This window comes from Euzebyales bacterium (assembly GCA_036374135.1).
Taxonomy (GTDB): domain Bacteria; phylum Actinomycetota; class Nitriliruptoria; order Euzebyales; family JAHELV01; genus JAHELV01.
Genome location: DASUUK010000069.1, coordinates 1 through 25781 on the forward strand (window position 1 = coordinate 1; position 25781 = coordinate 25781).

26 protein-coding genes are annotated in these 25781 nt (G+C 71.0%); 17 read left to right on the forward strand and 9 right to left on the reverse strand.

Features of this window, described 5'->3' with window-relative positions:
• From VFZ70_11880 to VFZ70_11935, 12 genes are all read left to right on the forward strand, one after another.
• Positions 1-220 (forward strand): LuxR C-terminal-related transcriptional regulator (locus VFZ70_11880; GenBank protein ID HEX6256495.1); only part of this gene is annotated, 220 nt, incomplete at its 5' end.
• Positions 221-369: 149 nt separating this feature from the next.
• Complete coding sequence (locus VFZ70_11885; protein HEX6256496.1) at positions 370-1308, forward strand: Phenylacetic acid catabolic protein; 939 nt, start codon at positions 370-372, stop codon at positions 1306-1308.
• 65 nt (positions 1309-1373) lie between these two features.
• Positions 1374-1703: a metal-sulfur cluster assembly factor gene (locus VFZ70_11890; GenBank protein ID HEX6256497.1), complete on the forward strand. Its 330-nt coding sequence runs from the start codon at positions 1374-1376 to the stop codon at positions 1701-1703.
• Between the two features lies 1 nt (position 1704).
• The gene (locus VFZ70_11895) at positions 1705-1914 is read left to right on the forward strand and encodes a hypothetical protein (protein ID HEX6256498.1); all 210 of its coding nucleotides are present in this window, start codon (positions 1705-1707) and stop codon (positions 1912-1914) included.
• Between the two features lie 2 nt (positions 1915-1916).
• Positions 1917-2123 carry a hypothetical protein gene (locus tag VFZ70_11900; protein HEX6256499.1) on the forward strand — a complete coding sequence of 69 codons (207 nt, stop codon included), beginning with the start codon at positions 1917-1919 and terminating at the stop codon, positions 2121-2123.
• Positions 2120-2881 carry a Phenylacetic acid catabolic protein gene (locus VFZ70_11905; protein ID HEX6256500.1) on the forward strand — a complete coding sequence of 254 codons (762 nt, stop codon included), beginning with the start codon at positions 2120-2122 and terminating at the stop codon, positions 2879-2881. Before VFZ70_11900 ends, VFZ70_11905 begins: the two co-directional genes overlap by 4 nt.
• Positions 2882-3016: 135 nt before the next feature.
• Positions 3017-3787, forward strand: coding sequence for an enoyl-CoA hydratase/isomerase family protein (locus tag VFZ70_11910; GenBank protein HEX6256501.1), 771 nt, complete (start codon positions 3017-3019; stop codon positions 3785-3787).
• A gap of 357 nt (positions 3788-4144) precedes the next feature.
• The gene (locus VFZ70_11915; GenBank protein HEX6256502.1) at positions 4145-5416 is read left to right on the forward strand and encodes a glycosyltransferase; all 1272 of its coding nucleotides are present in this window, start codon (positions 4145-4147) and stop codon (positions 5414-5416) included.
• Positions 5413-7146 (forward strand): DUF4214 domain-containing protein, encoded by a 1734-nt coding sequence (locus VFZ70_11920; protein HEX6256503.1) that lies wholly within the window; start codon positions 5413-5415, stop codon positions 7144-7146. Before VFZ70_11915 ends, VFZ70_11920 begins: the two co-directional genes overlap by 4 nt.
• Entirely contained in the window at positions 7146-7841 is a 696-nt protein-coding gene (locus VFZ70_11925; GenBank protein HEX6256504.1) for a glycosyltransferase, read from the forward strand. The genes VFZ70_11920 and VFZ70_11925 overlap by 1 nt, the downstream gene beginning before the upstream one ends.
• Entirely contained in the window at positions 7838-8866 is a 1029-nt protein-coding gene (locus tag VFZ70_11930; protein ID HEX6256505.1) for a GtrA family protein, read from the forward strand. Before VFZ70_11925 ends, VFZ70_11930 begins: the two co-directional genes overlap by 4 nt.
• Positions 8863-9975: a glycosyl hydrolase family 8 gene (locus VFZ70_11935; GenBank protein HEX6256506.1), complete on the forward strand. Its 1113-nt coding sequence runs from the start codon at positions 8863-8865 to the stop codon at positions 9973-9975. Before VFZ70_11930 ends, VFZ70_11935 begins: the two co-directional genes overlap by 4 nt.
• 117 nt (positions 9976-10092) lie before the next feature.
• On the opposite strand, the gene VFZ70_11940 is transcribed toward VFZ70_11935, so the two are convergent.
• From VFZ70_11940 to VFZ70_11955, 4 genes are all read right to left on the reverse strand, one after another.
• Positions 10093-10647: a TetR/AcrR family transcriptional regulator gene (locus VFZ70_11940; protein HEX6256507.1), complete on the reverse strand. Its 555-nt coding sequence runs from the start codon at positions 10645-10647 to the stop codon at positions 10093-10095.
• A gap of 55 nt (positions 10648-10702) precedes the next feature.
• Positions 10703-11473 (reverse strand): enoyl-CoA hydratase-related protein, encoded by a 771-nt coding sequence (locus tag VFZ70_11945; protein ID HEX6256508.1) that lies wholly within the window; start codon positions 11471-11473, stop codon positions 10703-10705.
• Between the two features lie 12 nt (positions 11474-11485).
• Positions 11486-12916, reverse strand: coding sequence for an aldehyde dehydrogenase family protein (locus VFZ70_11950; protein ID HEX6256509.1), 1431 nt, complete (start codon positions 12914-12916; stop codon positions 11486-11488).
• 149 nt (positions 12917-13065) lie between these two features.
• Positions 13066-13482 (reverse strand): thioesterase family protein, encoded by a 417-nt coding sequence (locus VFZ70_11955; GenBank protein ID HEX6256510.1) that lies wholly within the window; start codon positions 13480-13482, stop codon positions 13066-13068.
• Between the two features lie 95 nt (positions 13483-13577).
• On the opposite strand from VFZ70_11955, the gene VFZ70_11960 reads away from it, so the two are divergent.
• The 3 genes from VFZ70_11960 (at position 13578) to VFZ70_11970 (ending at position 17532) form a co-directional block, all read left to right on the forward strand.
• A complete protein-coding gene (locus VFZ70_11960) occupies positions 13578-15110 on the forward strand; it encodes a benzoate-CoA ligase family protein (protein ID HEX6256511.1) in 1533 nt (510 codons plus the stop codon).
• Between the two features lie 9 nt (positions 15111-15119).
• Positions 15120-16004, forward strand: a complete 885-nt coding sequence (locus VFZ70_11965; GenBank protein HEX6256512.1) for an amidohydrolase family protein — start codon at positions 15120-15122, stop codon at positions 16002-16004.
• 97 nt (positions 16005-16101) lie between these two features.
• The gene (locus tag VFZ70_11970) at positions 16102-17532 is read left to right on the forward strand and encodes an aldehyde dehydrogenase family protein (protein ID HEX6256513.1); all 1431 of its coding nucleotides are present in this window, start codon (positions 16102-16104) and stop codon (positions 17530-17532) included.
• 187 nt (positions 17533-17719) lie between these two features.
• Here VFZ70_11970 and VFZ70_11975 read toward each other — a convergent pair whose 3' ends face one another.
• Positions 17720-18283 (reverse strand): CGNR zinc finger domain-containing protein, encoded by a 564-nt coding sequence (locus VFZ70_11975; GenBank protein ID HEX6256514.1) that lies wholly within the window; start codon positions 18281-18283, stop codon positions 17720-17722.
• A 522-nt stretch (positions 18284-18805) separates the two neighbouring features.
• Between VFZ70_11975 and VFZ70_11980 the strand changes: the two genes are divergently transcribed.
• Positions 18806-19300 (forward strand): nucleoside deaminase, encoded by a 495-nt coding sequence (locus tag VFZ70_11980; GenBank protein HEX6256515.1) that lies wholly within the window; start codon positions 18806-18808, stop codon positions 19298-19300.
• Positions 19300-20184, forward strand: coding sequence for a TIGR03619 family F420-dependent LLM class oxidoreductase (locus VFZ70_11985; protein HEX6256516.1), 885 nt, complete (start codon positions 19300-19302; stop codon positions 20182-20184). Before VFZ70_11980 ends, VFZ70_11985 begins: the two co-directional genes overlap by 1 nt.
• A gap of 526 nt (positions 20185-20710) precedes the next feature.
• Here VFZ70_11985 and VFZ70_11990 read toward each other — a convergent pair.
• The 4 genes from VFZ70_11990 to VFZ70_12005 form a co-directional block, all read right to left on the reverse strand.
• Positions 20711-21538: a CPBP family intramembrane glutamic endopeptidase gene (locus VFZ70_11990; GenBank protein ID HEX6256517.1), complete on the reverse strand. Its 828-nt coding sequence runs from the start codon at positions 21536-21538 to the stop codon at positions 20711-20713.
• Between the two features lie 207 nt (positions 21539-21745).
• A complete protein-coding gene (locus tag VFZ70_11995) occupies positions 21746-24160 on the reverse strand; it encodes a phosphatase PAP2 family protein (GenBank protein ID HEX6256518.1) in 2415 nt (804 codons plus the stop codon).
• A gap of 144 nt (positions 24161-24304) precedes the next feature.
• The gene (locus VFZ70_12000) at positions 24305-25156 is read right to left on the reverse strand and encodes an isocitrate lyase/phosphoenolpyruvate mutase family protein (protein ID HEX6256519.1); all 852 of its coding nucleotides are present in this window, start codon (positions 25154-25156) and stop codon (positions 24305-24307) included.
• A 59-nt stretch (positions 25157-25215) separates the two neighbouring features.
• Positions 25216-25707 (reverse strand): pyridoxamine 5'-phosphate oxidase family protein, encoded by a 492-nt coding sequence (locus tag VFZ70_12005; protein ID HEX6256520.1) that lies wholly within the window; start codon positions 25705-25707, stop codon positions 25216-25218.
• Positions 25708-25781: the final 74 nt, after the last annotated feature.

Sequence of the window (25781 nt, forward strand, 5' to 3'; positions counted from 1 at the left end):
CGGCGACGACCGGTTGGCCAGGCTGACGGCTACCGAGATCCGCATCGTCGAGCTGATCGCGCTCGGCAGGACCAACCGCGAGATCGGCGACGAGATCGGTCTGGCCGAGAAGACGGTCAAGAACTACGTTTCGTCGATCCTGTCGAAGATGCACATGTCACGCCGTGCAGAGGCGGCCGCGTACCTGGCGAGCACTCGCGCGAGGGACGCCGTGATCTGACGGCTCGGCTGTCCCCAGCACGTACCTCCCCTCGATCGACGCGGGAGGCGGGTCGGCCATGCGGAACGAACAGTCGCCCACGGCGCCACCATTGACGCTGACTGACCGGTCGGTTAGTCTGGTCTGACCGTGTTGGGGAGCTAGAGGCCATGAGCAGAGGCAGCCTGTCGAACGACGAGTTGCGCGAGCGGATCGCGGCCGGACGCCTGGTCGAAGGCGTCGAACACGCCTCCGACGACTACCTCAAGGCGCTCGAGCGGACCCTGATCGTGTCGGCGGACACCGAGCTGATCAGTGCACCCTCGTACCTGGGCGCGGCCGCGTCAGCGCCGAACACGTCGAGCTACATGTCGATCGTGTCGATCATCCAGGACGAGGTCGGTCACGCCCACATCGCCTACCGGATGCTGCGCGACCTCGGCGTCGATGTGGACGAGCTCGTCTACGGACGCCAGCCACACGAGTTCAAGCACCCCTACGCGTTCGACGTACCGCTCGAGAACTGGTCGGAGATGATCGTCGCGAACGCGTTCTACGACCGCGCGGGCTTCGTGCTGTTGTCGGACGTGTTCGAGCACACCACGTTCGCCCCGTGGAAGCGAGCGCTCGTCAAGGTCGACCGCGAGGAGACGTTCCACCTGCGTCACGGCGAACGGTGGATCGCGAAGCTCGCGCACGACGATGATGCCAAGCGTGACATCCAGCGCGCCATGGACTGGATGTTCATCCTGACGCTCGAGTGGTTCGGTCTGCCCGACGAGCTCAAGCGCCACAAGGACCAGGTCGGGTACGGGCTGAAGGGCAAGACGAACGACGAACTGCGACAGACCTGGATGTCGGCCGTCGTCCCGTTCTGTGACAAGCACGGCTTCGAGGTCCCCGCGCACTACGACGAGGACGCCGGCGAGTTCGTCATCGACTGCGCCTTCCCGATGGGGTTCGACCCCGAAGCCAAGGAGTGGGACCACGCCAGGGGAGCGATCAGCTGGGACGATGTGATGGTCCGCTGGCGCGGACGCGGCCCCTCCAACGAACGGTTCGTCCGTCAGCTGCAGCGCGGCGTCGACCAGCTCTCGCGGGCGGCGTGATGATGTCGGGGAGCGGCAGCGCTGGCTCAGGTGCGATCCCGAGCAGTCGGTCGCATGGTGGCGCGGTGGCCGTCGAGCGCTGTGACGGGTCGGTCGACCGCGATGCGGTGTGGGCGGCGCTGCAGGGTGTCGATGATCCCGAGCTGCCGCTGTCGATCGTCGACCTCGGCCTCGTCCGTCGGCTCGGCATCACCGACGGCGTGGTCACGGTCGGGCTGACCTACACGTCGCTCGCCTGCCCGTGCGTCGAGATGATCCGGGAGGACGTGGTCGAGGCGGTCGGCGCGGTGTCGGGTGTGCACCGTGCCGTCGTGGAGGACGTGCTCGAGCCGTGGACCCGGCGGGACGTCACGCCCCACGGCCTGGAACTGCTCCGCGCGGTGGCGGTGGTCTGACGTGGCGCTGCCCGCACACTCCGGCATGCGCGCCTACGAGGTGTACGTGCGCCACGACAAGGAACCGCAGCTGCACCAGGGGGGCGAGGTGCAGGCGACGAACGACGATGACGCGGTGATCTTCGCGCACACGCTGTACGACGAACGCCGATGGCAGGACATGTTCGTCGTGCCTGCTGACGCGGTCGTCCGTCTGATCGAACCGGAGTGACCATGGAGCACCTGGTGTTCGGACGGACCGAGTACGCCGAACCGCTGGCGTTCGTGACGACCGTTGACGCGGCCTCGACGCCGGCGCTGGAGGACCTGGACGTCGGCACCGACTGGCTGGAGCTGGTCGTCATTCCCGCCGACGCGATCATCTGGATCCTGCGCGACGGCGCCCCCGCGCCCCGCCGCGAGCGGGAGCGGGTCGCATGACATCGCCCTACGCCGAAGCGACGCGCGAGGCGGCGATCGACGACGGCATCGCCAACCTGCTCGGCGTGGTCGCCGACAACAAGTACCACCTCGGTCGGTGGCTGTCGCAGTGGGCGGTCGGCGCGCCGGGCCTCGAGAGCGCCGTCGCCGCCGCTGGCATCGCGCAGGGTCACCTGGGACAGGCCCGCACGCTGTATCCGTTGGTCGACGAACTGATCGACGGGGGCTTTGCGAGCCCGGACGAGGGCCGGACGCGGCGCTACAACATGGCGGCGCTCGATGCGCCGTTCGAGACGTGGGGTCAGGCCGTGGCCACCATGTTCCTGGTCGACCCCGCACTCGACGTGGTGCTGCGTGCGCTCCAGCCGCCGGCGGAGGACCAGGTGCGCCGCCTGCACCGCGTGCTCGACGAGTCGCGTTTCAACACCGAGTTCGCGCGCGGGCGGCTGGTGGAGCTCACGACGCGGTGGGAGCACGGCCGGAGCCATCTGACCGGGCCCCTGACCACGGTGCTGCCCGAGGTGCTGTGCTGGTTCGGCCCGGACGGCGAGGAGGGCGTCCGGATCCTCCGCGAGGCAAGTGTGCTCACGGCTGACGGCGCGGGCATGCGCTCGGCGTACCTCGACGTCGTCGCGCCCGTGCTGCTCGACCTCGAGTACGACATCGGCGTATCGGGAACACCCGGCGATCGGACCTGTGAGGAGCTGCCGTGGGAGCACTGGAACCCGCTCCAGCGCCGCCTGGAGACGACGGCCTGACCTGCCCCTGGTGCGGCTCTGACCGTGTCGAGCAGATTGCGGCGTACGGCTCGCTGCTCATGACCGCGCAGTGGTTCTGCAACGCGTGCGGGAGCCCGTTCGAGCGCGTCCGTCACCGGGGTGGGAGGGACGCCGATGGGTGACCCGGTGCTCGTCGCCACCGACGAGGGCACCCGGTGGATCACCCTTCACCGGCCGGACGTCCGCAACGCCATCGACGTGGAGACGCAGGAGGCGCTGGCGGCCGCACTCGCCGACGCGGCGGTCGACGGCGATGTCGACGCGATCGTGCTGACCGGGACCGACCCCGCGTTCTCGGCGGGCGGGGACCTGTCCCGCTTCGACGAGACCGATCACATCCCGTTCCGGTTCGCCAGCCATGACCTGACGCAGGTCGTCGGACTGATCGAGCGCATCGAGAAGCCGGTCGTGGCCGCGCTCAATGGCGTCGCGACGGGTGTCGGTGCCCAGCTCGCCCTTGCCTGCGACGTGCGGATCGCGTCGGAGCGTGCGCGGCTGCTGTGGCGTGAGGGCCACCTGGGTCTCCTGCCTGCGCACGGCGGGATCGCGCGGCTGGTCCAGTTGGTCGGCCTGGCGCCGGCCCGTGACCTGGTGCTGGGCGGTTACGACCTCGACGCGGAACGTGCGCATGCCATCGGCCTTGTCAGCGAGGTCGTCGCGCACGACGTGCTCCACGATTGCGTGCGTGACCGGCTCCGGTTGATCGCGGGTCGCAGCCCGGACGCGTATGCGGTCGCCAAGCGCGTCCTGGGCACGGTTGCCGGGCTGCCGCTGTCGACGGGACTGAGCGTCGAGACGCTCGGTCAGAGCCTGCTGGTCGGCACCGACGAGTTCGCCGAACGCCTCGCGCGCGCCCGCGACCGGTCCGCTGGCCGGCCCGACTGACTCGCCCACGCCGGCCGGGGCGAGCGAGCCGATTCGGACATCGGGGACACGGCGGGCGGTGTCCGTGCTGTCCGAATCGGGTCGCTCACGGCGGCAGCGGTCAGTAATGGTTGCTTCGAGGTCCAAAGACGCCACACCGCCGGCTCGCCCGTGATAGCTTGTTCATCAGTCCTGCCAAGACCCGCAGGCCTTGCTCGGGTCGTGGTGGCAACCACGCAGCTTCTACGTGGATGGCAGGACTTCGGTGAAGGATCAGCTACACCTGCGGGTTGTGGCGTGCAGCGCGGTCGTGCGCACAGCGCCGTCGGCTGGTGACCGTTCGCAGCGGCCGCGCGCGACGTCTCGCGCACCGCGAACATGATCGCGGTCGCACTGTCGGTGCTCTACGTGCTGTTTATCGCGGGCCTGTTGGGCTTCGCGTGCGTCAGCCTGTGGTGGATGGTCCACGTCTGGACGTCGCCCGAGTTGGTGCGCGCGTCCACGTTCGTCTCGCAGCCGGCGCCGGGGCTGCCGCTCAGCTTCACGTTGCTGGTGCCGGCCCGGCATGAGCAGAACGTGCTGGCCGACACGTTGGCCGGCTTGGCGGCCCAGCGGTACCCCCGCCTGCAGATCATCGTGATCGTCGGCGCCGACGATCCCGCGACGACCGCGGTGGCCGAACGTCTGTCTGCACGCTTCCCCGCGCGCATCGACGTGGTCGTCGACCCGGCGCCGCAGAGCAAACCGGGAGCGCTGAACGTCGCACTCCCGCACGTCAGGGGTGAGATCGTCGGCATCTTTGACGCCGAGGACGAGGTCCACCCCGACCTCCTCGCGGCGATCGATCGTCAGTTCCGCGCGACCGGCGCCGACATCGTGCAGGCCGGTGTCCAGCTGATGAACCACGACTCGAGCTGGTACGCGCTGCGCAACGTGCTCGAGTACTACTTCCACTTCCGCAGCCGTCTGCACCGGTACGCCGAGCTGGGCCTGGTCCCGCTGGGTGGCAACACGGTGTTCGCCCGCACCGGAGCCATCCGCCGCATCGGTGGCTGGGACACTGACTGCCTGGCGGAGGACTGCGATCTGGGCATCCGTATGTCGTCCGCCGGCGCCCGCGTCGCGGTGTGCTACGACGCCGACCTCGTGACGCGCGAGGAGACACCGGACACGCTGGCGTCGTTCGTCCGGCAGCGGACGCGGTGGAACCAGGGGTTCCTGCAGGTGCTCCGCAAGGGAGACTGGGCGCGGCTGCGCACCGGTCGGCAGCGCGTGCTGGCCCGGCTGGTGCTCGCGATGCCGTTCCTGCAGGCGTTCACGGGACTGGCTGTGGTGGTGGCGCTGGTCACCATCCTGTGGCTGCAGGTGCCGATCGGTCTGGCGCTGTTCAGCTTCACGCCGCTGATCCCACTGTTGGCGACCCTGGCGGTCGAGGTCGCGGCGCTGCGCGAGTTCTGCGCCGTCTACGGTCGCCGGGCCAGGATCGTCGACCACGCCCGGCTGATCATCGGCGCGTTCCCGTACCAGATGCTCCTCGCGGCCGCGGCCGTACGCGCGGTGGCCCGCGAGCGTCGTGGCGAACGCGGGTGGGAGAAGACCGCACACCACGGACTGCATCGCGCGCCGGCGCGTGTGGAGTCGACGGCATGACGACGACTTCCGCGCCCCGGGTGCCGGTGGCCCGCCGCCCGGCCGGTGTCGCCGCCGCGGCCGGCACCACCTGGACGGCGCAGCTGGCGTCCTGGCTGCACACGCATGCGACGTCGATCGTCGTCGTCTCGGTCGCACTCGGCGCCATTGCGGTCGTCCACGCGTGGGGGATGGCGACGTTCCCCGTGCGCTTCGACGACGAGGGAACCTACGTCTCCCAGGCATGGTCGCTGCTGACCAGAGGCGCGCTGTCGCCGTACACCTACTGGTACGACCACCCACCACTCGGCTGGATGCAACTGGCGGGCTGGTTCGCCTCGACGGGAGCGCTCGATCGCGGCGGGAACGCGGTGACGGCCGGCCGCGAGGCCATGCTGGTCGCCCACCTGGTCTCGAGCGGTCTGCTGTACGTCCTGGCGCGACGGTTGGGGTTCGCGCGGGGGTGGTCCGTCGTCGCGCTCGTGCTCTACACCGCGTCGCCGCTGGCGTTGTCGATGCATCGCATGGTGTTCCTGGACAACCTCGCGATGCCCTGGCTCATCGGTGCGTTCGTGCTCGCCTGCACACCGCGGCATCGCCTGTCGGCCTACGCGGGCGCCGCGCTGTGTTTCGCCGGCGCCGTGTTGTCGAAGGAGACGTTCCTGCTCGTGCTGCCGGCGCTCGTCTACCAGATGTGGCGCAACACCGACGCCGCCAACCGGATGTACGCGTGGTCGCTGTTCTGGTCCGTGCTGGTGCTCACCGGGCTGCTGTACCCGGTGTATGCGCTGCTCAGGGGCGAGCTGCTCACGTCGCCCGATCGTGTGTCGGTCATCGACGCGATCGCGTTCCAGCTCGGCCGCACCGGGGGCGACTCGGCGGAGACCATCCGCAACTGGGTGCAGTTGGATCCGTGGCTGCTCGGCCTCGGCGCGGCTGCCGCGTGTGTGGCGCTGTTCATCCCGAGGCTGCGTCCGTACGCGTTGATGGCCGCGATCCATGGCCTGATCGTGCTGCGCCCCGGCTACCTGCCGGTGCCCTATGTGGTCGCCGCACTCATGCCCGCGTCACTCCTGGTCGCCGGTGCCTTCGACGCACTGTCCAGAGCGGCGTTGCCCCGGGCCCGTGTCGGTGCGCTCCCCGCGGTCGTCAGCGTGCTCGCGGCTCTGGTGCTCACCGCACTGATCGGGCCGACGTGGGTCGAAGGTGTACGGACCGCCGCGACCCACGATCAGGACGCGGCGCTGCGGGCGGCGCAACGGTGGGTCACCGCCAACGTCGAGCCGGACGCACGACTGCTGGTGGACAACTCACTGTGGCTCGATCTCGTCGCCGCACGCTTCCCGGAGCGCAACGTCGTCTGGTTCTACAAACTCGATCTCGACCCGGCCGGTGTCGGCGTCGCGTTCCCACGGGGTCATCGCGCCTTCGACTACGTCATCGCGAGCGAGATCGTCCGCGACTCCGCCGAGGACCTTCCCGAGATCGGAGCGGCGCTGGACAACAGCGTCACCGTCGCCACGTTCGGTGACCGCGAACCCGTCGAGGTGCGACGCATCCATCGCGGGGGCGTGCCGGCGCGCGTGACGTCCGACCGCCAGTTCGTCGTTGACCACTACCGCGAGTTCCTCGATCGCGCGCCGCGCCGCGACGAGCTGACCGGCTGGCTGCATCGGTTGCGGACGGGCACCACGCACGACGAGGTCATCCAGGCACTCGCCGACGCGGCCTACCGAAGGGAGCACCGCTGATGAGTCCGTTGCTGTCCGTCATCGTGCCGACCCGCAACGAGGCGGCGAACGTCGTGCCGTTGACGCGCCGCGTCACAGCCGTACTCGAGGATGCGGAGTGGGAGCTGATCTTCGTCGACGACTCCGACGACGCCACGCCCGACGTCATCGCCGCGCTGGGCGATCGACGCGTCCGCGTGCTCCACCGCAGCGCCGGTCAGCGCCGGGGTGGCCTGTCGGGGGCCGTGTGTGAGGGCTTCTCAGCCGCCCGCGGTGATGCACTCGCGGTCATGGACGGCGACCTGCAGCACGACCCGGCCATGCTCGTCCACCTGTGGCGCGCATTGGATGACGTCGACGTCGTGATCGCGAGTCGGTACGCGGCCGGTGACGGAACGGGAGGCCTCGACGGCCTCGGTCGTGTACTCGTGTCGAGGGTCAGCAGGACCGCCGCACGATTGCTGCTGCGGCGGGCGCGGCCGGTGCGCGATCCGCTGGCCGGGTTCTTCGCCTGTCGTCGTCGCGTGGTCCACGACGCCCCGCTGCGGCCCGTGGGATTCAAGATCCTGTTGGAGGTCCTCGTCCGCGGTTCCTGGGAGACGGTCCGCGAGTTGCCGTACGAGATGTCGGAGCGGCTGGCGGGCGCGTCGAACGCGTCCCTGCGGGAGGGCATCCGTTTCGGCACCCACCTCCTGCGGCTGCGCCTGTCGTCGTGAGGGACATCGGAGGACGGTTCCGGCGGGCCGGGCGGTTCGGCGCGGTCTCGGCGTGCAGCATCGTGTGCACCCAGCTCATGCTGTTCGGCCTTCAGCTCGCAGGGCTGCCGGCCGTGACGGCGAACACGATCGCCGTGTCAATCGCTGCGGTGCTCACGTATCCGGCGTCCCGCCGTTGGGTGTGGCCGCGGACGCGGGGCACACGACAGCGCACCGAGGTCACGCTGTTCGCGATCACAACCGCCGTCGGCTTCGCCCTGTCGACGGGCCTCGTCTGGCTGCTGGTGTCCCCCGGGGCGTCGGCTGTCACCGCGAACGTCGTCAACATCGGGGCGTTCGGCGTCGTGTGGGTGGGCAAGTACCTCGTGCTGGACGGGCTGGTGTTCGCGACGCCCCGCGGCGGCGCGCGTGGGCGACAGGTCCGGCAACGCGAGTCCCCGCATCGACCTCCTCGCCGTCCCCTGTGGTCGCCGAGACTGCTGTACGGCTGGCAGCGCACCACGGACGTGTGGGGTCGCGCACTGGTCGCCGGCGTCGCGCTGCTGCTCGTCCCGGTCGCCGCCGCCGGTGCGTTGGCGACGGCGGATGTGCCCGACGATCCGTACACGGCGCTCTACCCGGGTCGGCCACATGCCGCAGCGTCGGACATCGAGGCGGTGCTCGGCGCCGGCGTCACCGTGGACGGCGTCGCCACCACCGTGGAGCGGGGCCAGCTGATCGACGGCCTCAGCGAACTGGAACGCGGCCGTTACCTCGGCGTCACGGTTGCGGTGGCAAACCACAGCGACGCGGCGTACCGGATCCGGCGGACCCGCTGGCGCGTGCACACCCCTGCCGGCCATGTCTACCCAGCGGCGGTGACCACGGACTCCGATGTCGCCGGACGCGCCGTCTCGCCCGGAGCCGTCCGACGAGGTCGCCTGCTGTTCGAGGTCGGGGACGAATCCGGAACCTTCTACATCTCGCACGACGCCCCCGGGCGTTCCGATCGTCGGGGCGTGTGGCGCATCGTGGCCGAGACATGAGCACACGCGCGGCGATGGCGGTACTGGCGCTGGCGGTCACACTGCTGTGCGCCGCGGGGACGGTGTCGGTCCTCGGCCGGTCCGGTGGGCAACCGGGCATCGATCGTGCCGCGCGGGAGGCCGGCCGACGGTTCCTCGACAGGTACGTCGATGACGGTCGGGTGGTGCGCCGCGACCAGGGTGGTGACACCGTCAGCGAGGGCCAGGCGTACGGCATGCTGATCGCTGCCACGCTGGGCGATGAGGAGGAGTTCCGACAGATCTGGTGGTGGACACGACGGCACCTGGGGCGGGGCGACGGACTGCTGTCGTACCGCTGGCGCGACGGCAGCGTCGTCGATCCGCAGTCGGCCGCCGACGCGGATCTCGACGCCGCGTACGCGCTCGTCCTCGCCTCGCGCCGCTTCGACGACCCTGTACTCGAGCGCGATGCAGCGGATCTCGCTCAGGCGATCCTCGACCACGAGGCCGTCCCGACCGCCGACGTGGGACTGGGCGGCGGGGGGTTGGTGCTGGCCGCCGGCCCGTGGGCGGTGGACGGCGACGGACGAACGGCGATCGTCAACCCCAGCTACCTGTCCCCGGTGGCGTACGGCGAGCTACGCGTGACGACCGGCGTCGATGGCGCCTGGATGCGGCTCGACGATGGCAGCTACGCCCTCGTGCGTCAGCTGACCGGCGGATCGCGCCTGCCTCCCGACTGGCTTCGCGCAGACAAGGACGACGGCATCACCCCGATCGGCTCACCCAGGGAACCCGACGCGACGCCGTACCACGGACTCGACGCCGCCCGCACGACCGTCCGTGCCGCCGCGTCGTGTGACGCACGGTGGCGGACGCTGGCCGCGTCGCTGGTCGATGTCTACCCGCGACGCGCTGAGCTCGGTGACCGCCTGACACTGGACGGGCGGTCGGCGGCGGAGGGACGCAACCCGGTCATGCTGGTCGCCGCCGCGGCGGCCGCACACGCGGCGGGCCATGACGGGGCGCGCGCAGCATTGCTGGCAGAGGCCGAGCGGCTCGAACGCGCGCATTCGACCTACTACGGCGCGGCGTGGATCGCGCTGGGCCGAATGTGGCTGCAGACCGGCCAGGCCGGGTGCGGGTAGATCGACCTGCCGCGCCCCGAGCGCGTCGGTTCGGACATCAGGGACACGGCGGGCGGTGTCCGTGGTGTCCGGTTCGCATCGTTCGGGGCGATACCGGGGCGGTGGCGGACGCGCCGCTCAGGCCGCCCCGAGCAGGCGGAGCAGGCCAGCCTCGCACCGCGCCCGGTAGCGGTCGTGCGTGGCACGCCAGTCATCCTGCAGCCACGTCAGCAGGATGCCCTCGATGTAGGCGCGCACCGCCGCCGCGGCCTCGTCGACGTCGTCGACGTGGAACACGCCGTGGGCGACGCCGTCCGCGATGACCTCGGAGTACAGCCCGTTGATGATGTCGTGCGTGACGGCGGACAACTCGCCGAACGACGGCACACGTGCGGCGTGCTCGATCAGGTCGAGGTAGACCAGCGTGAAGTCGTGGTTGCGCTCGGGATCGACGAAGATCGCGTCGACCAGGGCGGCCACGGCCGCCGCGGCGTCAGTGGTGTCCGACAGCCGGCCGCGGATGCGGTCGGCTGTGCGGACCAGCGCCCACCGCATCGTCGTCAGGTACAGCCGGTCCTTGCTCTTGAAGTGGTACAGGACCAGGCCCTTGCTGACGCCGGCCTCGTCGGCGATGTCCTGCAACGACAGCCGGTGCCCACCCTGGCGGGACATCACCCGGTAGGCACTGCGCACCAGCGCCTCCTCACGCGGCGACAGCTCCGGTGCGGCCTCTGCGGCGCTGATGTGACTACCTTCCCTCGTAGGACGGACGCCGCTTCTCGGTGAACGCGGTCATGCCCTCGCGCGCGTCGTCGCTCGCGAACAGCGGCGCCAGCTGGTCCAGTTCGTGCTGCAGCCCGTCCGCCAGCGGCAGGTCGACGCCGTCGTGCACGGCGCGCTTGACGGCCGCCACCGCCAGTGGCGCGCCGGACACCAGCGTCGCCGTGAGCTCGCCCACCACGTCGTCGATCTCGTCGGCGGGGACGAGCCGGTCGACCATCCCGAGGTCGTAGGCCTCGGCCGGCTGCACGGCGCGTCCGGTGATCATGAGCTCGAGCGCGCGCCCCCGCCCGATCAGCCGGGGCAGACGTTGGGTTCCTCCGGTCCCGGGCAGCAGCCCGAGGGTGACCTCGGGCAGCCCGATGCGGTAGCTGCCCTCGGCGGCGATGCGGACGTCACACGCCAGTGCGATCTCGTAACCGCCGCCCAGCGCGTGGCCGGCGATCTGGGCGATGAACACCGGCGCCTCCGCGGCGAAGCGGTCGAAGACCTCGTGGGCGCGGCGGACCATCGCGTTGTTCGCGTCGGCGTCCCGTTCCAGGAAGCCCTTCACGTCGGCGCCCGCCGAGAAGAACTTCTCGTTGGCGGACGCGACGACCGCGACGGGCGCGCCCTCGGTCACGACCACGCCGATCGCATCGTCGAGCTCGTCGAGGAACGCGGGGTCGTAGCTGTTCGCCGGTGGCCGGTCGAGGGTGATCCGGCCGATGCCGCCATCGACGGCCGCGGTCACTGCCATGGATCCTCCGTCCTACCCGAGGCCGCCGACGACCACGGACTTGGTCTCGACGTACTCGGCGATGGCCTCCAGGCCGTGCTCCTTGCCGAGTCCGCTCATCTTCGTGCCTCCGAACGGCATCTCGTCGTAGCCGTAATGCAGCTGGTTGACCCAGGTCACGCCGGCCTCGAGCTCGCGCATCGCCCGGTCGATCGCCGTCGCGTCGGTCGTCCAGATCGAGGATCCGAGCCCGTATGTGGTGTCGTTGGCGCGCGCGATGGCCTCGTCGAGGTCGTCGACCCGCCACACCGGCAGCACCGGTCCGAACACCTCCTCGGTCGCGAGACGGGAGTCGCCCGGCACATCGACCACGACGGCGGGCTGGAAGAAGTTGCCCGGGCCATCGACCACCTCACCGCCCACCAGCACCTTGGCACCGCGGTCGACCGCCTCGGCGAGCTGGGCGACCAGCAGGTCTCGCTGCGCGGCGGTGTGCAGCGGCCCGATGGGCAACTTGGGCCTCTCGGGCTTCGACGTGCCAGGACCCGGCTCGTAGCGGGAGACGCGGGTGACGAACTGGTCGAGGAATGCGTCGTAGACATCCGTGTGGACGAAGGCGCGCTTCGGTGCCAGACAGGCCTGTCCGCAGTTCCAGTAGCGGCCGATCTGGATCATCTTGATCGCGCTGCCCAGGTCGGCGTCAGGCAGGACGATCGTGGGATCCGACCCGCCGAGCTCCAGACTGACGTGCTTGAGCGCCGGGCCGGCCGTCTCCATGATCTTCTGACCGGTCGCCGTCTGGCCGGTGAAGGCGATGCGCCGCACGTCCGGGTGCGCGACCAGAGCCGCACCCGTGTCCGGCCCGCCGGTCACCACGTTGAAGACACCCGGCGGCAGCCCTGCCACGGCGCTCAGCTCGGCGACGCGCAGCGTCGTCAGCGGCGTCGTCTCCGCCGGCTTGGCGACCACGGTGTTGCCGGTCGCCAGGGCGGGGCCGAGCTTGTTGGCCAGCAGCGTCAACGGGAAGTTCCACGGGATGATCGCGCCTACCACGCCGAGCGGGCGGCGGACGATCAGGCCGTAGGACCGGCCGAACTGGCTCGGCAGATCCTGGTAGCTGCCCCTCACCTTCGTGGCCGCCTCGGCGTAGTAGCGCAGACCTGCGAGGAAGTGGGCGAACTCGCCGTTGGCCTCCAAGGTCGGTTTGCCCTGCTCGGCCACCAGGCTGGACACGAGCTCCCTGCGGTGCTGCTCGAAGAGATCGGCCAGCGCCCGCAGGTGGTCAGCACGGTCGGCCGCGTCGGTGGTGCGCCACGACATGAACGCCTCGCGGGCGGCGCCCACCGCGACATCGACGCCCCGCGATCCCGCTTCGGGCACGTCATCGATCGCAGCGCCGGTGGCGGGATCGGTCACCGTGAGGCGATCGCCGTCTCCGGACACGGTCTCTCCGGCGATCCACATGTCGGCCACGTCGGACTCCTTGGTTCCGGCCCGCAACGACGCCGCGAGGCTGATCGGGCCGTGACGGTGCCTCGTCCGGCGGTGTGGCCCGTCCCTGCGCGATCGTGGGACGGGACGGTCGGAGTGTAGCTGACTGACCGGTCGGTCTGTCAAGGTTCGGCGGTCGCCACCGGCTCGCCGTCGGACAGTGCCCGCGCCACGGCGTCGGGCCACGGGCACGCACGACCGTCGCCGTCGATGAAGACCACGACCAACCGTGCGGTCGCGATCAGGCGCTCCGCCGACGTCAGGCGCGCCTTGTACGTCGCAGACGTGCGTCCGACGCGCGCCACCGTGAGCGAGATCTCGGCCGGCCGGTCGAAGTGCAGTGGCGCGAAGAACTCCGCTTCGACGTGGCGACGTGGCGTGAAGCCGAACGTGACGTCGATGATGCCAAGGTCGCGGTGCAGTTGTGCCTCCGCGGCCTCGATGAACCGCCAGAGCACGCTGTGGTGCCAGTAGCCGGCGGCGTCGGTGTCGATCCAGTCCAGTTGCCGCCGCAGCGTCACGCCCGCACCCACGGTCACCCTCGATCGCTTGACACCCCTGACTGACCGGTTAGTCTACGCGACATCCGGCCGCTGGTGATGCAGCGAGGGCCGGCGGACGGTGGAGGGCCGCCATGGATCCGCATCGCAACATCAGCCTGCTCACCGACCGCAACCTGGAGGCGGGGCGTGGCGACAAGCCGGCGCTGATCACCGGAGACGGCGACGAGGTCACGTTCGCCGAGGTCCACGCGCTGGCGTCGCGGTTCGCAGCGCGACTGCGCGACCGCGGCGTCGCCCGTGAGCAGCGGGTCGTGCTGATCATGGACGACACGCCGCGGTTCCATGCGGCGTTCCTTGGCGCGATCCGCGCGGGCGCCGTCCCGGTGCCGCTCAACTTCCTGGCCCGCCGTTCGGACTTCGCCTACGTGATGGACGACTCCTACGCCGTCATGGTGGTCGCCGACGCGGCGTTCCTCGGCAAGGTCGCGCCCGAGACCGACCGCCTCGGCGTGCCGTTGCTGATCGGCGGCGGCGACGACGTCGACCCTGACGAATCTGTGGACGTGTGGATCGCGGACGGCCCCGACCATGTCGACCCGGTCGACAGCCATCCGGACGATCCGGCGTTCTGGCTGTACTCCTCCGGGTCGACGGGCCGCCCCAAGGGCGTCGTCCACATGCAGCACGATGTCGCTGTGACCTGCGATCGCTATGCGGTCGCCGTGCTCGGCCTGTCCGCCGACGACCGGGTCTTCTCGACCACCAAGTTGTTCCATGCATATGGTCTGGGCAACGGCCTGTCGTTCCCGCTGTGGGTCGGGGCGACGGCGGTGCAGATGACCGGCCGGCCGGCCCCGGACCGGGCATTGCAGATCATCGAGGCACACCGGCCGTCGGTGCTGTTCAGCGTGCCGGCGCTGTACAACGCCATGCTCGCGCATCCCGAGTGCGGCACGCGCGACCTGTCGAGCCTGCGGCTGGGCGTGTCGGCCGCCGAGGCGCTGCCCGCCGAGGTCTGGCGGCAGTGGCACGAACGCACGGGCACCGAGGTCCTCGACGGCGTCGGCTCCACCGAGATGCTCCACATCTACTGCTCCAACCGCGCCGGCGAGGTGCGACCCGGATCGTCGGGCACGCCGGTGCCCGGCTACGAGCTGCAGCTGCGTGATCCCGACGGCGCGGGTGTCATGGAGGGCGAAGGCGAGGGTGAGCTGTGGGTCAGCGGCGGCAGCGCGCTGGCGTACTACTGGCACAACGACGCGAAGACCCGCCGTTCGCTGCAGGGCCGGTGGTTCTTCTCCGGCGACCGCTACCGGCGGGACGCCGACGATGTGTACTGGTACGAGGGCCGTGCCGACGACATGATGAAGGTCAAGGGCCTGTGGGTCAGCCCGATCGAGATCGAGAACCGGCTGATCGAGCACGAGGCCGTGCAGGAGGCAGCGGTCGTCGGTGTGCCCCACGACGGGCTCACGTCGGTCGTCGCCCATGTGATCCTCGCCGCGGGACATGACGGGGACGCCCAGCTGACGCTGCGGCTGCAGGACTGGTGCAAGGCCGAGCTGCTGCGCTACCAGTACCCGCACGAGGTCGTGTACGTCGACGACCTGCCACGGACGGCCACCGGGAAGGTGCAGCGCTTCAAGCTTCGCGCCGACGCCTAGGTCCACCCCGTGCTCGACGACATCCCGGTCATCGACGTCCACCAGCACGTCGTACCGGTCGCCTCCCTGAAGATGCCGTGGGAGCGGTGGGCGCCGCCCGGCGTCACCGGTCTGCGGCGCGACGAGATCTACCGCCCCGACGGGACGGTCGACCCCGCCGGGTACGTCGGGCACCTCGACGACCACGGCATCGACGTCGCACTGCTGATGGCCGAGTACAGCCCGCGGGTCACGGGCCTGCAGACCATCGAGGACATGGTCCCGCTGCGCGACGCGGCGCCCGACCGGATCGGGCTCATCGCCGCGATCAACCCGCACCTGCACTTCCCACCCGAGGCCGAGCTGGATCGTCAGCTGGCGCTCGGCGCGGTGGCGCTCAAGCTGCACCCGGTCCACGGCGACCACGCGGTCGACCGGGCGGACCTGTACCCCGCGTACGCCCGCTGTCAGGACGCCGGCCTGCCTGTTGTGATCCACTGCGGCACGAGCAACTTCGCCGGTGCGGCGAACGCGCGCGCCGATCCCACGCCGCTGCTGCAGGTGGTCCGCGACTTCCCGGAACTCGACGTCGTGCTGGCGCACGGCGGACGTGGGTGGTTCTACGACCAGGCGGCCTGGATGGCGCTGACGTACGCGCACGTGTGGATCGAGCTGTCCGGGCTGCCACCTCACCGGCTGCCCGACTACTACCGGTCGGTGGGGTTCGAGCGCCTGGCGCCGCGGTGCATCTTCGGCACCGACTTCCCGGCGATACCGGGCCTGCGCGAGAACGCGAAGGCGGTGGCTGAGCTCGGGCTGCCGCGCGATGTGCTCGAGCGTGTGCTCTGGCGCAACGCGGTCGACGTCTACAGGCTTGACAGCACACCGGGGCTCACGGCGCGTCTGCCGGTCTGACGCGTCCGGATCTGGTGGACCGGGTGGAGCGCTTGACGCGTCTGACTGACCGGTTAGTCTGATCTTGTCGCCCGTGCCGTCTCCGACAGGACCCGCTGTGCAGCACGCCTTCATCGCCGGAGCGCCGACGGCGCAGCCGGGTGACGAGATCGCGGTGGTCGACCCCGCGACCGGGCGCACCATCGACACGATCGCCGAGAGTCGGCCCGACGGGGTCGACCGCGCGGTGGTGGCGGCGGTGCGGGCCGCGGTCGGGTGGGCGGCGATGCCCGCCAGTCGCCGGGGTCGGTTGGTCGCAGCGTTCGCCGACGCGGTCGACGCGCACACCGACGAGCTCGCTCCGGTGCTGACCGCCGAGCAGGGCAAGCCGCTGCGGGAGTCGCGTCTGGAGCTGCACCGGTGCGCCGAGACGCTGCGCCACTACGCCGGGTTGGCGCTGGCCATCCGCGGCAGCGCCGTCACAGACCTCGATCCGGGCACGCGCGGGATGGTGCTGCACCGGCCACTCGGTGTGGTCGGCGCGATCGTGCCTTGGAACTTCCCGACCACGCTGCTGGCCAACAAGCTGGGTCCCGCGATGGTCACCGGCAACACGGTCGTGGCCAAGCCCGACGAGACGACGCCGCTGGTCACCCTGCGGCTGGCTGCGCTGGCGCGCGAGGCCGGTCTGCCGGACGGCGTGCTCAACGTGGTGACCGGCACCGGCGAGGTGACCGGCGCCGCGCTGGTGGCCCATCCGGGCGTGCGCAAGATCGCGTTCACCGGGTCGACCCCCGTCGGCAGGAGCATCATGGCGACCGCCGCGGACGAGCTGAAGCGTGTGACGCTGGAGCTCGGCGGATCTGATCCGTTGATCATCTGCGCCGATGCCGACGTCGACGCCGCGATCAGCGCCGCGTCGATGGGGCGGTTCTTCAACTGCGGTCAGGCGTGCCTGGCGATCAAGCGCGTCTACGTCGACGAGGCCGTCGCGGACCGCGTCGCGGAAGGGCTCGCACGCAAGGCCGCCAAGCTCGTGCTGGGCGCGGGGACCACGAAGGGCACGCAGATCGGCCCGATGCACTCGGCTGAGGGGCGTGACCTGATCTCGGCGCAGCTCGCCGACGCGGTGGCCTCCGGCGGGGAGGTGCTGGCCGGGGGTGGGCGTCCGGACGGTGAGGAGTACGCCGACGGCTGGTTCCACGAGCCCACTATCGTGTACCGGCCGTCGCACGGGTCCCGGGTGGCGACCGAGGAGACCTTCGGTCCCGTGCTGCCCGTGTGGCCGGTTTCGGGCCTCGACGAAGCGATCGAGCGCGCCAATGCCTCGCCGTTCGGCCTGGGCTCGTCGGTGTGGACGACCGACCTGGCCGCCGCGATGACGGCCGCCGAGCGCATCGAGGCCGGCTACACCTGGATCAACGCCGCGACCAAGGTGTACGACGAGTTGCCGTTCGGCGGCGTCAAGCAGAGCGGATACGGCAAGGAGCACGGCACCGAGGCGCTGAGCTATTACACCGACCAGAAGTCGGTGGTCATCCGCACCTGACCGTCGCCGCGTCCGACCGGCGGCTGCGACCCGCGCCTGCCCCTCTCAGGCGGGGGTGGTGGCCACGGTGACGAGGTCGGCGACGTCGGGGGCGATCGCCTCCTTGGCGCCGGGGCCTCCGGTCAGTCGCAGCCAGGTCGTGCCCGGCGGGGTCATGACGCTTGTCCGATCTCATCGCAGCGGTGGGTCATTGCGGGGCGTCCTTGCGTCGCCGCGCGCGGTGCGCGGTGACGTGCGCCCGGTTGGCGCAGCCGTCGCTGCAGAAGCGGCGCCTGTTGTTGCGCGAGGCGTCGACGTACGCGTCACGGCAGGCGATGCCGTCACACCGTCCGAAGCGGTCGGTCCCTCCGGTGCACAGCGCCGCGGCAAGGCCCATGGCGGCCGTCACGGCCAGTTGATCGAGCGGCGCCGCCCCCGCTGCGTCGTAGTGGACGTGCCAGTCGTATCCGTCGTGGCCGCTGACCCGGGGGCGCGCACCCGCCTCGACGAGCACACGGTTGATGACCTCTACGGCCGCTGCGTCGTCGTCGGTCGTGAAGATCGTGTGCAACTGGTCTGCGAGGTGCCGCACAGCGCCCCCATCGGCAGAGGTGACGCCGGTGTCGTCGAGCCCGTGACCGCGGAGGAACTCGGCGGGGTCGCCGACCGGCTCGTCGCCGCGGCCGGCCGCCGCCCGCGGTGCGGTCCCGAACGCGTTGATCAGGTCGACGGCGATGCCGACGGACGGGTCGCTGTAGTGCTCGTACTTCATGCGGACGTGGACCTCGACGGCGTGAGACCGTAACTGTCTAAGCTGATTATGACAGTTACACGCTCCTGCGGCAATGCGGCCGCATCCCTTCGGAGGGCGCCAGCGGACACTGACCGCCCCTATCGTGCACCCGACGGTCCGATTGGGGTCGACCACCGGGCGATGATCCGCCGGGTCGTGGGGGCACCGTCGGGCGTAATGCTCATAATGTGTTTGACAGCTTACGGCGTGCCGGGTATGGTGTAATGATCCAAAGGGCTTATGACCGTTACATGGAGGGGCGACGATGCAACAGTCGATGATGAACGACGTGGTGGAGGTCACGCTCGCCGAGCGTCGACGCGAGGCGGCGCGGCAGCGGAGGATCGCCAGCGCACGTCGCGTTGGAAGGGCACGCCGCGGCGTGCCGGCATGGCGCGTGCGCGTGGGCGGGTGGCTGGTGGCTGCCGGCTCGGCGGTCGCCGGTCCGGCGGCGCCCGGTGCAGGGTCGCGCACAGCAGTGGTCCACGGGGCCGCAGGACCGTGCTGACGGACGTCGCGGCGCGGGCCGACGCCGATCGTGCACTGCTGCGACGGGTCATCGCGTTGGCCGTGGACAACGCCACCCGCGGACAGCTGCCCTTCGGGGCGATGGTCGTGCTCGATGGCATCGTGCTCGCCACGGGCGTCAACACGGAGCTGGCCGATCACGATCCGACCGCGCACGCGGAGATCGCGGCGATCCGTGCCGCGTGCCGGGGGATCGCCTCCACGTCGTTGTCGGGTGCGATGCTGGTTTCCAGCTGCGAGCCATGCGCGTTGTGCCACGCTGTCGCCGTGGCGGCGGGGATCGACCGCATCGTGTACGCCGCCACGAAAGAGGATGTCCCCCTGTTCGACGACGACGTGGGGACGGCAGACCTGCATGTCCTGACAGAGCTCCAGCGACAGCTGCGCCTGATCGACCCGGGACGGGTCGTCCACGCCGCCGTCGACGATGCCGACGCGCCGTTTCGCCGCTACCTCGACGGGGACTGATCGATGCTCGAGCTGGGTGTCAATGTCCCGAACTTCGGTCCACGACCACGCCCGCGATCCTGCGCGGTTGGGTCCGCTTCGCCGAGGAGCACGGCTTCGCGCTCGCGATGCTCTCCGATCACGTCGCCCCCACCACCGATGTCGTCGCGCAGTACCCGTCGCCGTTCTACGACCCGTTCACGACCCTGGCATGGCTGGGCGGCCTCACCACGCGACTGCGGCTGGGCACGACCGTGACGATCCTGCCGTACCGGCATCCGCTGCTGACCGCCCGCGCGGCGGCCAACATCGACCGCTTCACCGGCGGTCGGTTCGTGCTGGGTGTCGGCGTGGGCTGGTCGCGACTCGAGTACCGGGCGCTGGGAGTGTCCTTCCGCGATCGCGGTCGGATCACCGACGAGTACCTGGCCGCGATCATCGACGCCTGGACCAACGACGTCGTCTCGCACGACGGTCCGACCGTCACCTACGACCACGTGTGCACCGGACCACGTCCCGTCGCATCGCCGCATCCGCCGGTGTGGGTCGGCGGTGCCAGTCCGGCCGCCATCCGGCGAGCCGCGCGCTTCGGTGACGCATGGCATCCGGTGAACGCCGATCTCGCATGGCTCCGCGCGACAGGGCTGCCCGCGCTCAGGGCGGCCGCCGCGGAGCTCGGCCGTCCCATGCCCGCGTTCGCTCCGCGCATCCGCGCGCGGCGGACCGTGGGTGATCTGGACGCCGTCGACCGTCCGATCGGGGTCGGCAGCCTCGCGCAGATCCGTGCCGACGTCGATGCGCTCGTCGAGCTCGGCGCAACCCAGATCATCCTCGACACCAACCCGGATGATCCCCGTGACCGGCGAGTCCGCCGAGGACTGGCGGATGCTCGTCGCCATCGCTGACGCGGTCGTCGCGGTGCATACGGCATGACGTCTGTCGACGGATCCAGCACGGCCACGAGCTCGTCGAAGTCACGACCCTCGGTGGCGTGGATGAACGCCGATACGACCCGGCGGTGCTGGTCCGGGTCGGGATCGAACCGTGGTGCGCGCCGGTCGATGTGGGCGCGTGCCCGTGCAGCCAGCTGCCGGCACGCCGCCGGGGTGCGCCCCACCGCATCGGCGATCGTGGTGAACGGCAGCCCGAACACGTCGTGCAGCACGAACGCGGTCCGTTGGGCGGGGGACAGCGATTCGAGCACGACCAGCAACGCGATCCCGATCTGCGCCGCGGCCGACAGCAGGTTGCGGGTGCCGTCGGTCCGGAGCCGGTTGGTCTGCGCGAAACTGACGTCCGAGCGCCTGGGTTGACCTTCTCGGGCATCGCCGTGGCGACGTGGACGATCGCGTCAGGACGGTGGCGACGAACCGCGGCGTGCACGGCGTCGGCCTCGGATCAGCACGCCGCGATGTGACATCGCGGCGCCGATCATCTGGTCCTGGCCGCGTCGGGCGGGGCGGGAGCGTCGGTGGCGCCGCCAGCGGAGGCACCGGGGCGGCCGTGCGCGTCGATGGTGAACCTGCTCCCACTCGTCAGGTCGGTGACGCCCGTCCACCGCACGGCAACCAGCGTGCCGACGACGACGAGTGTCGTGACGGCTGCCGGAACCGACGGTGACAGCTCCGCGCCGCTCGTCGACGCGAGGTTGTAGCCGACGTGCCAGACGGCGCACGCGAGCACCGATCCGCCGGTGCCGTTGTGCAGCACGGTCATCCACACGCTGCCGAAGTACAACCCGACCAGCCAGCCCAGCGCGAGAACTCCGCCGGGTAGGCGGTAGGCGAACATGGGCACGTGCCATCCCGCCCACACCACGAACACCCACCCCGCTGAGGTGATCGCCGTGTGCCGGTCCTGCAGCCGGGGAAGCAGGAACCCCCGCCAGCCGATCTCCTCGAAGATGCCGTAGGCAAGTGACACACCGACGCCGGCGAGCAGCACCGGGCCGCGGGGGGATCGGATGGCGCCGAAGGGCGCAACGACGGCCAGCACCACCACGGCGAGCACCAGCGGGCTGAGTGCCAGCAGCCACCAGACACCGTGGATGCGTCGCACGTCCGTCGTTCTTCGCCACAGATCGGCCACCGCGGTCCGCCCGCCCGTGCGCCAGAACACGACGGCCGCGCCGACGGCCGGCCCGGCCGCGCCGAATGCGTGCAGCCAGAGCGGTGGAGACGTGCCGGTCGCACCCAGACCCGCCGCCGCCAACGGAGCGACCGCGAGCCACGTGACCACGTAGGCGATCACGACGTACATCACGACATCGCGTGGCGGTCCCGTCCTGTCAGGCGTGCGTGCCGACCCGCTGCTGCGACCATCTGACGCGTGCATGCGTCACAGCGTCGCGGGCGTCCACTGCGGGGCAAGGGACCTGCGGCCCTGCCGGCGGCGGCCTTCGACCCGAGTGGGGCGGCACCCGAGGCAGACACGGACGCGTCCTGCCGCGCGGCCGGCCTGTCCGCGTCACAGCACCCCGGCGTGTTGGAGGCGGCCCGCAGCGCGGATGCCTGGCGCCAGCGGCAGCCAGAAGGTCACCAGTCGGTGCGCGAGCACACCGGCGACCGCGGGGGCCGCCGCGATTCCCACGGCGACCAGACCGAGCACGAGGGTGGCATCGACCACACCCACGCCGGCCGGCGTCGGCACGAGCGCGCTGATGGCCGCCGCCAGCAGACAGGCGAGAGCGATCCGTCCGAAGCCGACGATCGGCGAGAACGCGCGTACCGACATGAACAACACGAGCAGCACCGTCGCCGTCCGGGTGGCGCGTCCGCCGAACAGCAGTGCGGCGCGGAGCGGATCCGTGCTCACGTGCCGCAGATCGCGCCAGGCCCGTAGCGCGCGCAGCGACCGTCGCAGGTGGCGCTGCGGCACCCGCAGCAGCAGCCCCGTGGCGACCGCCGGGAGGACCGGGACCGCCAGCAGCGCCGCGTCGGCCGGCACGTCACGGACGTTGCGCGTCAGTTCGGATCCTGCGAGCACGGCGGCGGCGGCGAGCAGGACCACGTTCACGACCAGACCGGCCAGGCGGTCGACGTCTGCCGTGCGCTTCGCGGCATCCCGCGTGGCGCCCGCGCGCTCGGTCAACCGGGCGCGCGTGGAGGCCTCCCGCGCCGGGGCGTCGGCGAGCGCCTCGACGGCCGGATCGGCGATCTGGGTCAGCGTCGTCGATCCCAATGGCAATGGCACCTGGGCCGCGGCCCGCAGCGCGACGGCTCCGCCGACGTACTGCAGGCCCGCCAGCGCGGCGGCGGCGGCGATGAACGCCCACTCGGGAGTCGTGAGCACTGCCAGCGTCCGGTCGAACGCACCAACCTGTGGCAGGAATCCGAACACCGTGATGCCGACGATCGCGATGCCGATCACGGTGCGCCGATCGGTCGTGACCGGGGCCAGGGACGGCGGTCCCGGCACGGCGGTGGCCTCGACGACCGCCGTCCGGAGCGCCTCGAACCCGCACGTGGCGCGCAGCGCACGTCGGATCGGCCCGGACAGCGCGAGCGGTTGCAGCTGCACCAGCGCGCCGCCGACGGTCGTGGCGTCCAGCACGTCGACTGCCGCGGCCACGGCGCGCCGCGCGCCCGCCACGGCAGCGGTGGCCGCCAGGAGCTCCGCAACGTCACGTCGAAGCGCGGCGTCACCCGCGCCGACGGTCGCGTAGCGCAGGCCGGTGAGCGTCACCGCCCCGTCGTCGGCGACGATCCAGTTGCCCGGTCCCAGATCGCCGTGCGCGATCCGGCGCGCATGCAGGTCCCTGAGCTGGCCCCACATCACGCGCAGCATGCGATCGTCTACCGAGCCGGGTGGGAGGCGGTCAGCGGCGGTGCCATCGATGAACGCCTCGACCAGCACACCGGAGCCGTCCGGCGTCACCGTTGCACCGACGACGCTCGGTACACGGATGCCCGCCCGCGCAGCCAGCAGCGTCGCCGTCGCCTCGTGGTCGGTCGCGTGGCCGGGCGTGGTCAGGGGGTCGGCGTCCTCCGGATCGTCGCGCACGATCCACCGCCACAACCGCGCCAGGAGATCGGCGTCACGCTGCTGCACGCCGGCGATGCGCACGAACAACGGCTCTCCGTCAGCGACCGTCACCGCGAACGGCGTCGTCCGGCGCCCACGGGAGCGCAGCGGGACGCACGTCGAGACGTGGAACCCGAGCGACGTCAACGCGTCGCTGACGAATGCGGCATCGGGCCGGTGGCGCGGTGCGCCGCGCACGAACAGCACCGCCGCGCCGGTCATCCATCCCAGCGCTGCGCCGGCGACGACGTCGTAGGGCAGATGCGCACCGATGTACAGGCGCGAGAACCCGACAACGGCCACGACGACCCACGTCACACGCCGCCACCGCCGGGGCAGCCACGGACCGGCGACGGTCGCCAGGGCCGCCGCAACCCCGGAGTGGCCCGACGGGAAGCCGAGCCCCGCCTGGGGCGAACCACGGACGATGACGTCCGCCAGCAGCTCGGCTGGCCGGCCCCGCTCGATGAGCAGCTTGAACCCCTGCATCGCCAGCCATGCGCCGACGCCGACGATCGCCAGGTCGAACGCGAGCCGCCGCCGCCCCGTGAACCATGCCACCGCGGCCGAGGCGGGGACCGCCAGGAACTGACCGGCCTGCATGACGACATAGACGATCGGCAGCACCACGCCCGTGACATGGTTGGGCAGGCGGAACAGGTCGATCTCGAAGATGCCGACCTCCGGTCGCCGCGCCAGCCAGGTGCCCGCGAGCCCGATCGCGGCGCCGCACACGGTGCGCACGATGTCGGTCCGGTCACGCACATGCTCGCGGTCGGTCGCCTCGACCCGCTCCATCGCCACGTCAACCGCCTGTCCCTCTGCGGTCCCCTCATCGGCATCGACCACGCCACTCATGGACCCAACCCGTCCGATCATCGCGATGGCAGCATCATCGCCTGCCGTGGCCACGACATACATGACGCGTCCGCGGTCGCGTTGCGGCCGCCGTCATCGCGCCGGTGGACCGCGGCCGCCGAGCGGCGCTCTGCACGCGGTGCGTCAGGTGTCCGCGCGTCCCCTTCCGTCCCGGGTAGGTGGCGCCAACGTCAGCGCGGCCCGGCGATCAGCGGCCGACAGGGCCGCCCTCGAGTACGCCGCGGTGCCCTCGGCCCGCAACGCGCGTGCGGCGGCCGCCAGTGCCCCGTAGGCGGCGAAGGCGAGCGCTCCTCCTGTCGAGACGCGCCGCACGCCAACGGCTTCGAGCTCTGGGACAGACGGACCCGAGCTCAGCAGCAGGACGTTGACGGCGCCGCCGGTCTCCTCGACGACCCGTGCGATCCGATCGATGTCGTCGAGGCCCGGCGCGTAGAGCACGTCGGCGCCCGCGTCCCGGTAGGCGAGCAGGCGCCGGATGGTGTCGTCGAGGTCGTCGCGGCCGTAGAGGTGGTTCTCGGCGCGTGCGGTCAGCACCATGCCGTGGTCGTGAGCGGCGGCGGCCGCGACGGCCACCCGCGCCGTGGCGGTCGTCAACGGGTCGATGCCATGGCGGGGGTCGTAGTCCTCGATGGACAGACCTGCAGCGCCGGTCTCTGCGAGGCGGCTCACGTTCGCCGCGATGGCCTGCGGCCGGTCCGCGTAGCACCGCTCGGCATCGATGCTGACCGGGATGTCGACCGCGGTGGCGAGCGCGGTCGCGTGGTCGACGAGCTCGTCGAGGGTGACGAGCTGGTCAGCGCGGCCGAGCGACGCCGCATGGCCGGAGCTCGTCGTGGCGATCGCGGCGAAGCCGAGCGAGGCGAGCACCCGCGCCGATCCGACGTCCCAGGCGTTGGGCATCACGAACAGGCCCTCGTCATGCAACCGCGCGAAGCGGCGGCGCAGCGCTTCGGGGTCGTTGGCCTCCAGCGGCATCGCTGTCTCCTGTGTACGGGGCACCGGTCCGGGCGCCGCGGTACGCCCGCGTCACCCTGTCAGGTCTTGCGCACGACCTGCTCGCCCTCGCCCGGCCGCCAGACGGTGATCAGCAACTGGTCGTCCTCGATCGCCACCGATGACGCTCCCGTGAGCTCGGCGACGTGGAACGGATCGAACGTCTGCCCCCGCAGGTCCATCCCTGTCTGCTCGTACAGATCCGCCGCGAACCGCTGGTGGAGGTCGTCGTCCGGCACGTGTGTGGCTTCGCCCCACAGCTTGGCGTCGCCGTCGCTCACGTAGGGGTCGACGGTGGCCGTGTGCAGGCAGAACCGCGGGTCGCGACCGAGGTCGCGGAACTTCGTGGTGCCGGGCATGCCCACGAGCACCAGGTGGTCCTCGAAGAGGCGTGGCTCCATCGGACTGATCCGGGGATACCCGTCGGACCGCAGCGTGGCGAGCAGGCACAGGTTGCCGGCGGCGGCATGGCGACGGACGAACACATCCGCGATCCGGGGCGCCTCGGCGGCGAAGTCGTTCCAGGTGACCATGCAACGGCACACTACCTGACCGAGAGGTGCCTTTGTGCAGTGCCGTGGTGCGCTGGTCGGTCGGCTGTGCACGT

Bases quoted from the DNA above. Each gene is read 5' to 3' on its own strand.
- VFZ70_11885 (HEX6256496.1), top strand. From the start codon at position 370: ATGAGCAGAGGCAGCCTGTCGAACGACGAGTTGCGCGAGCGGATCGCG.
- VFZ70_11900 (HEX6256499.1), top strand. From the start codon at position 1,917: ATGGAGCACCTGGTGTTCGGACGGACCGAGTACGCCGAACCGCTGGCG.
- VFZ70_11905 (HEX6256500.1), top strand. From the start codon at position 2,120: ATGACATCGCCCTACGCCGAAGCGACGCGCGAGGCGGCGATCGACGAC.
- VFZ70_11910 (HEX6256501.1), top strand. From the start codon at position 3,017: ATGGGTGACCCGGTGCTCGTCGCCACCGACGAGGGCACCCGGTGGATC.
- VFZ70_11915 (HEX6256502.1), top strand. From the start codon at position 4,145: ATGATCGCGGTCGCACTGTCGGTGCTCTACGTGCTGTTTATCGCGGGC.
- VFZ70_11920 (HEX6256503.1), top strand. From the start codon at position 5,413: ATGACGACGACTTCCGCGCCCCGGGTGCCGGTGGCCCGCCGCCCGGCC.
- VFZ70_11925 (HEX6256504.1), top strand. From the start codon at position 7,146: ATGAGTCCGTTGCTGTCCGTCATCGTGCCGACCCGCAACGAGGCGGCG.
- VFZ70_11935 (HEX6256506.1), top strand. From the start codon at position 8,863: ATGAGCACACGCGCGGCGATGGCGGTACTGGCGCTGGCGGTCACACTG.
- VFZ70_11945 (HEX6256508.1), bottom strand. From the start codon at position 11,473: ATGGCAGTGACCGCGGCCGTCGATGGCGGCATCGGCCGGATCACCCTC.
- VFZ70_11950 (HEX6256509.1), bottom strand. From the start codon at position 12,916: ATGTGGATCGCCGGAGAGACCGTGTCCGGAGACGGCGATCGCCTCACG.
- VFZ70_11960 (HEX6256511.1), top strand. From the start codon at position 13,578: ATGGATCCGCATCGCAACATCAGCCTGCTCACCGACCGCAACCTGGAG.
- VFZ70_11975 (HEX6256514.1), bottom strand. From the start codon at position 18,283: ATGAAGTACGAGCACTACAGCGACCCGTCCGTCGGCATCGCCGTCGAC.
- VFZ70_11990 (HEX6256517.1), bottom strand. From the start codon at position 21,538: ATGTACGTCGTGATCGCCTACGTGGTCACGTGGCTCGCGGTCGCTCCG.
- VFZ70_11995 (HEX6256518.1), bottom strand. From the start codon at position 24,160: ATGAGTGGCGTGGTCGATGCCGATGAGGGGACCGCAGAGGGACAGGCG.
- VFZ70_12000 (HEX6256519.1), bottom strand. From the start codon at position 25,156: ATGCCGCTGGAGGCCAACGACCCCGAAGCGCTGCGCCGCCGCTTCGCG.
- VFZ70_12005 (HEX6256520.1), bottom strand. From the start codon at position 25,707: ATGGTCACCTGGAACGACTTCGCCGCCGAGGCGCCCCGGATCGCGGAT.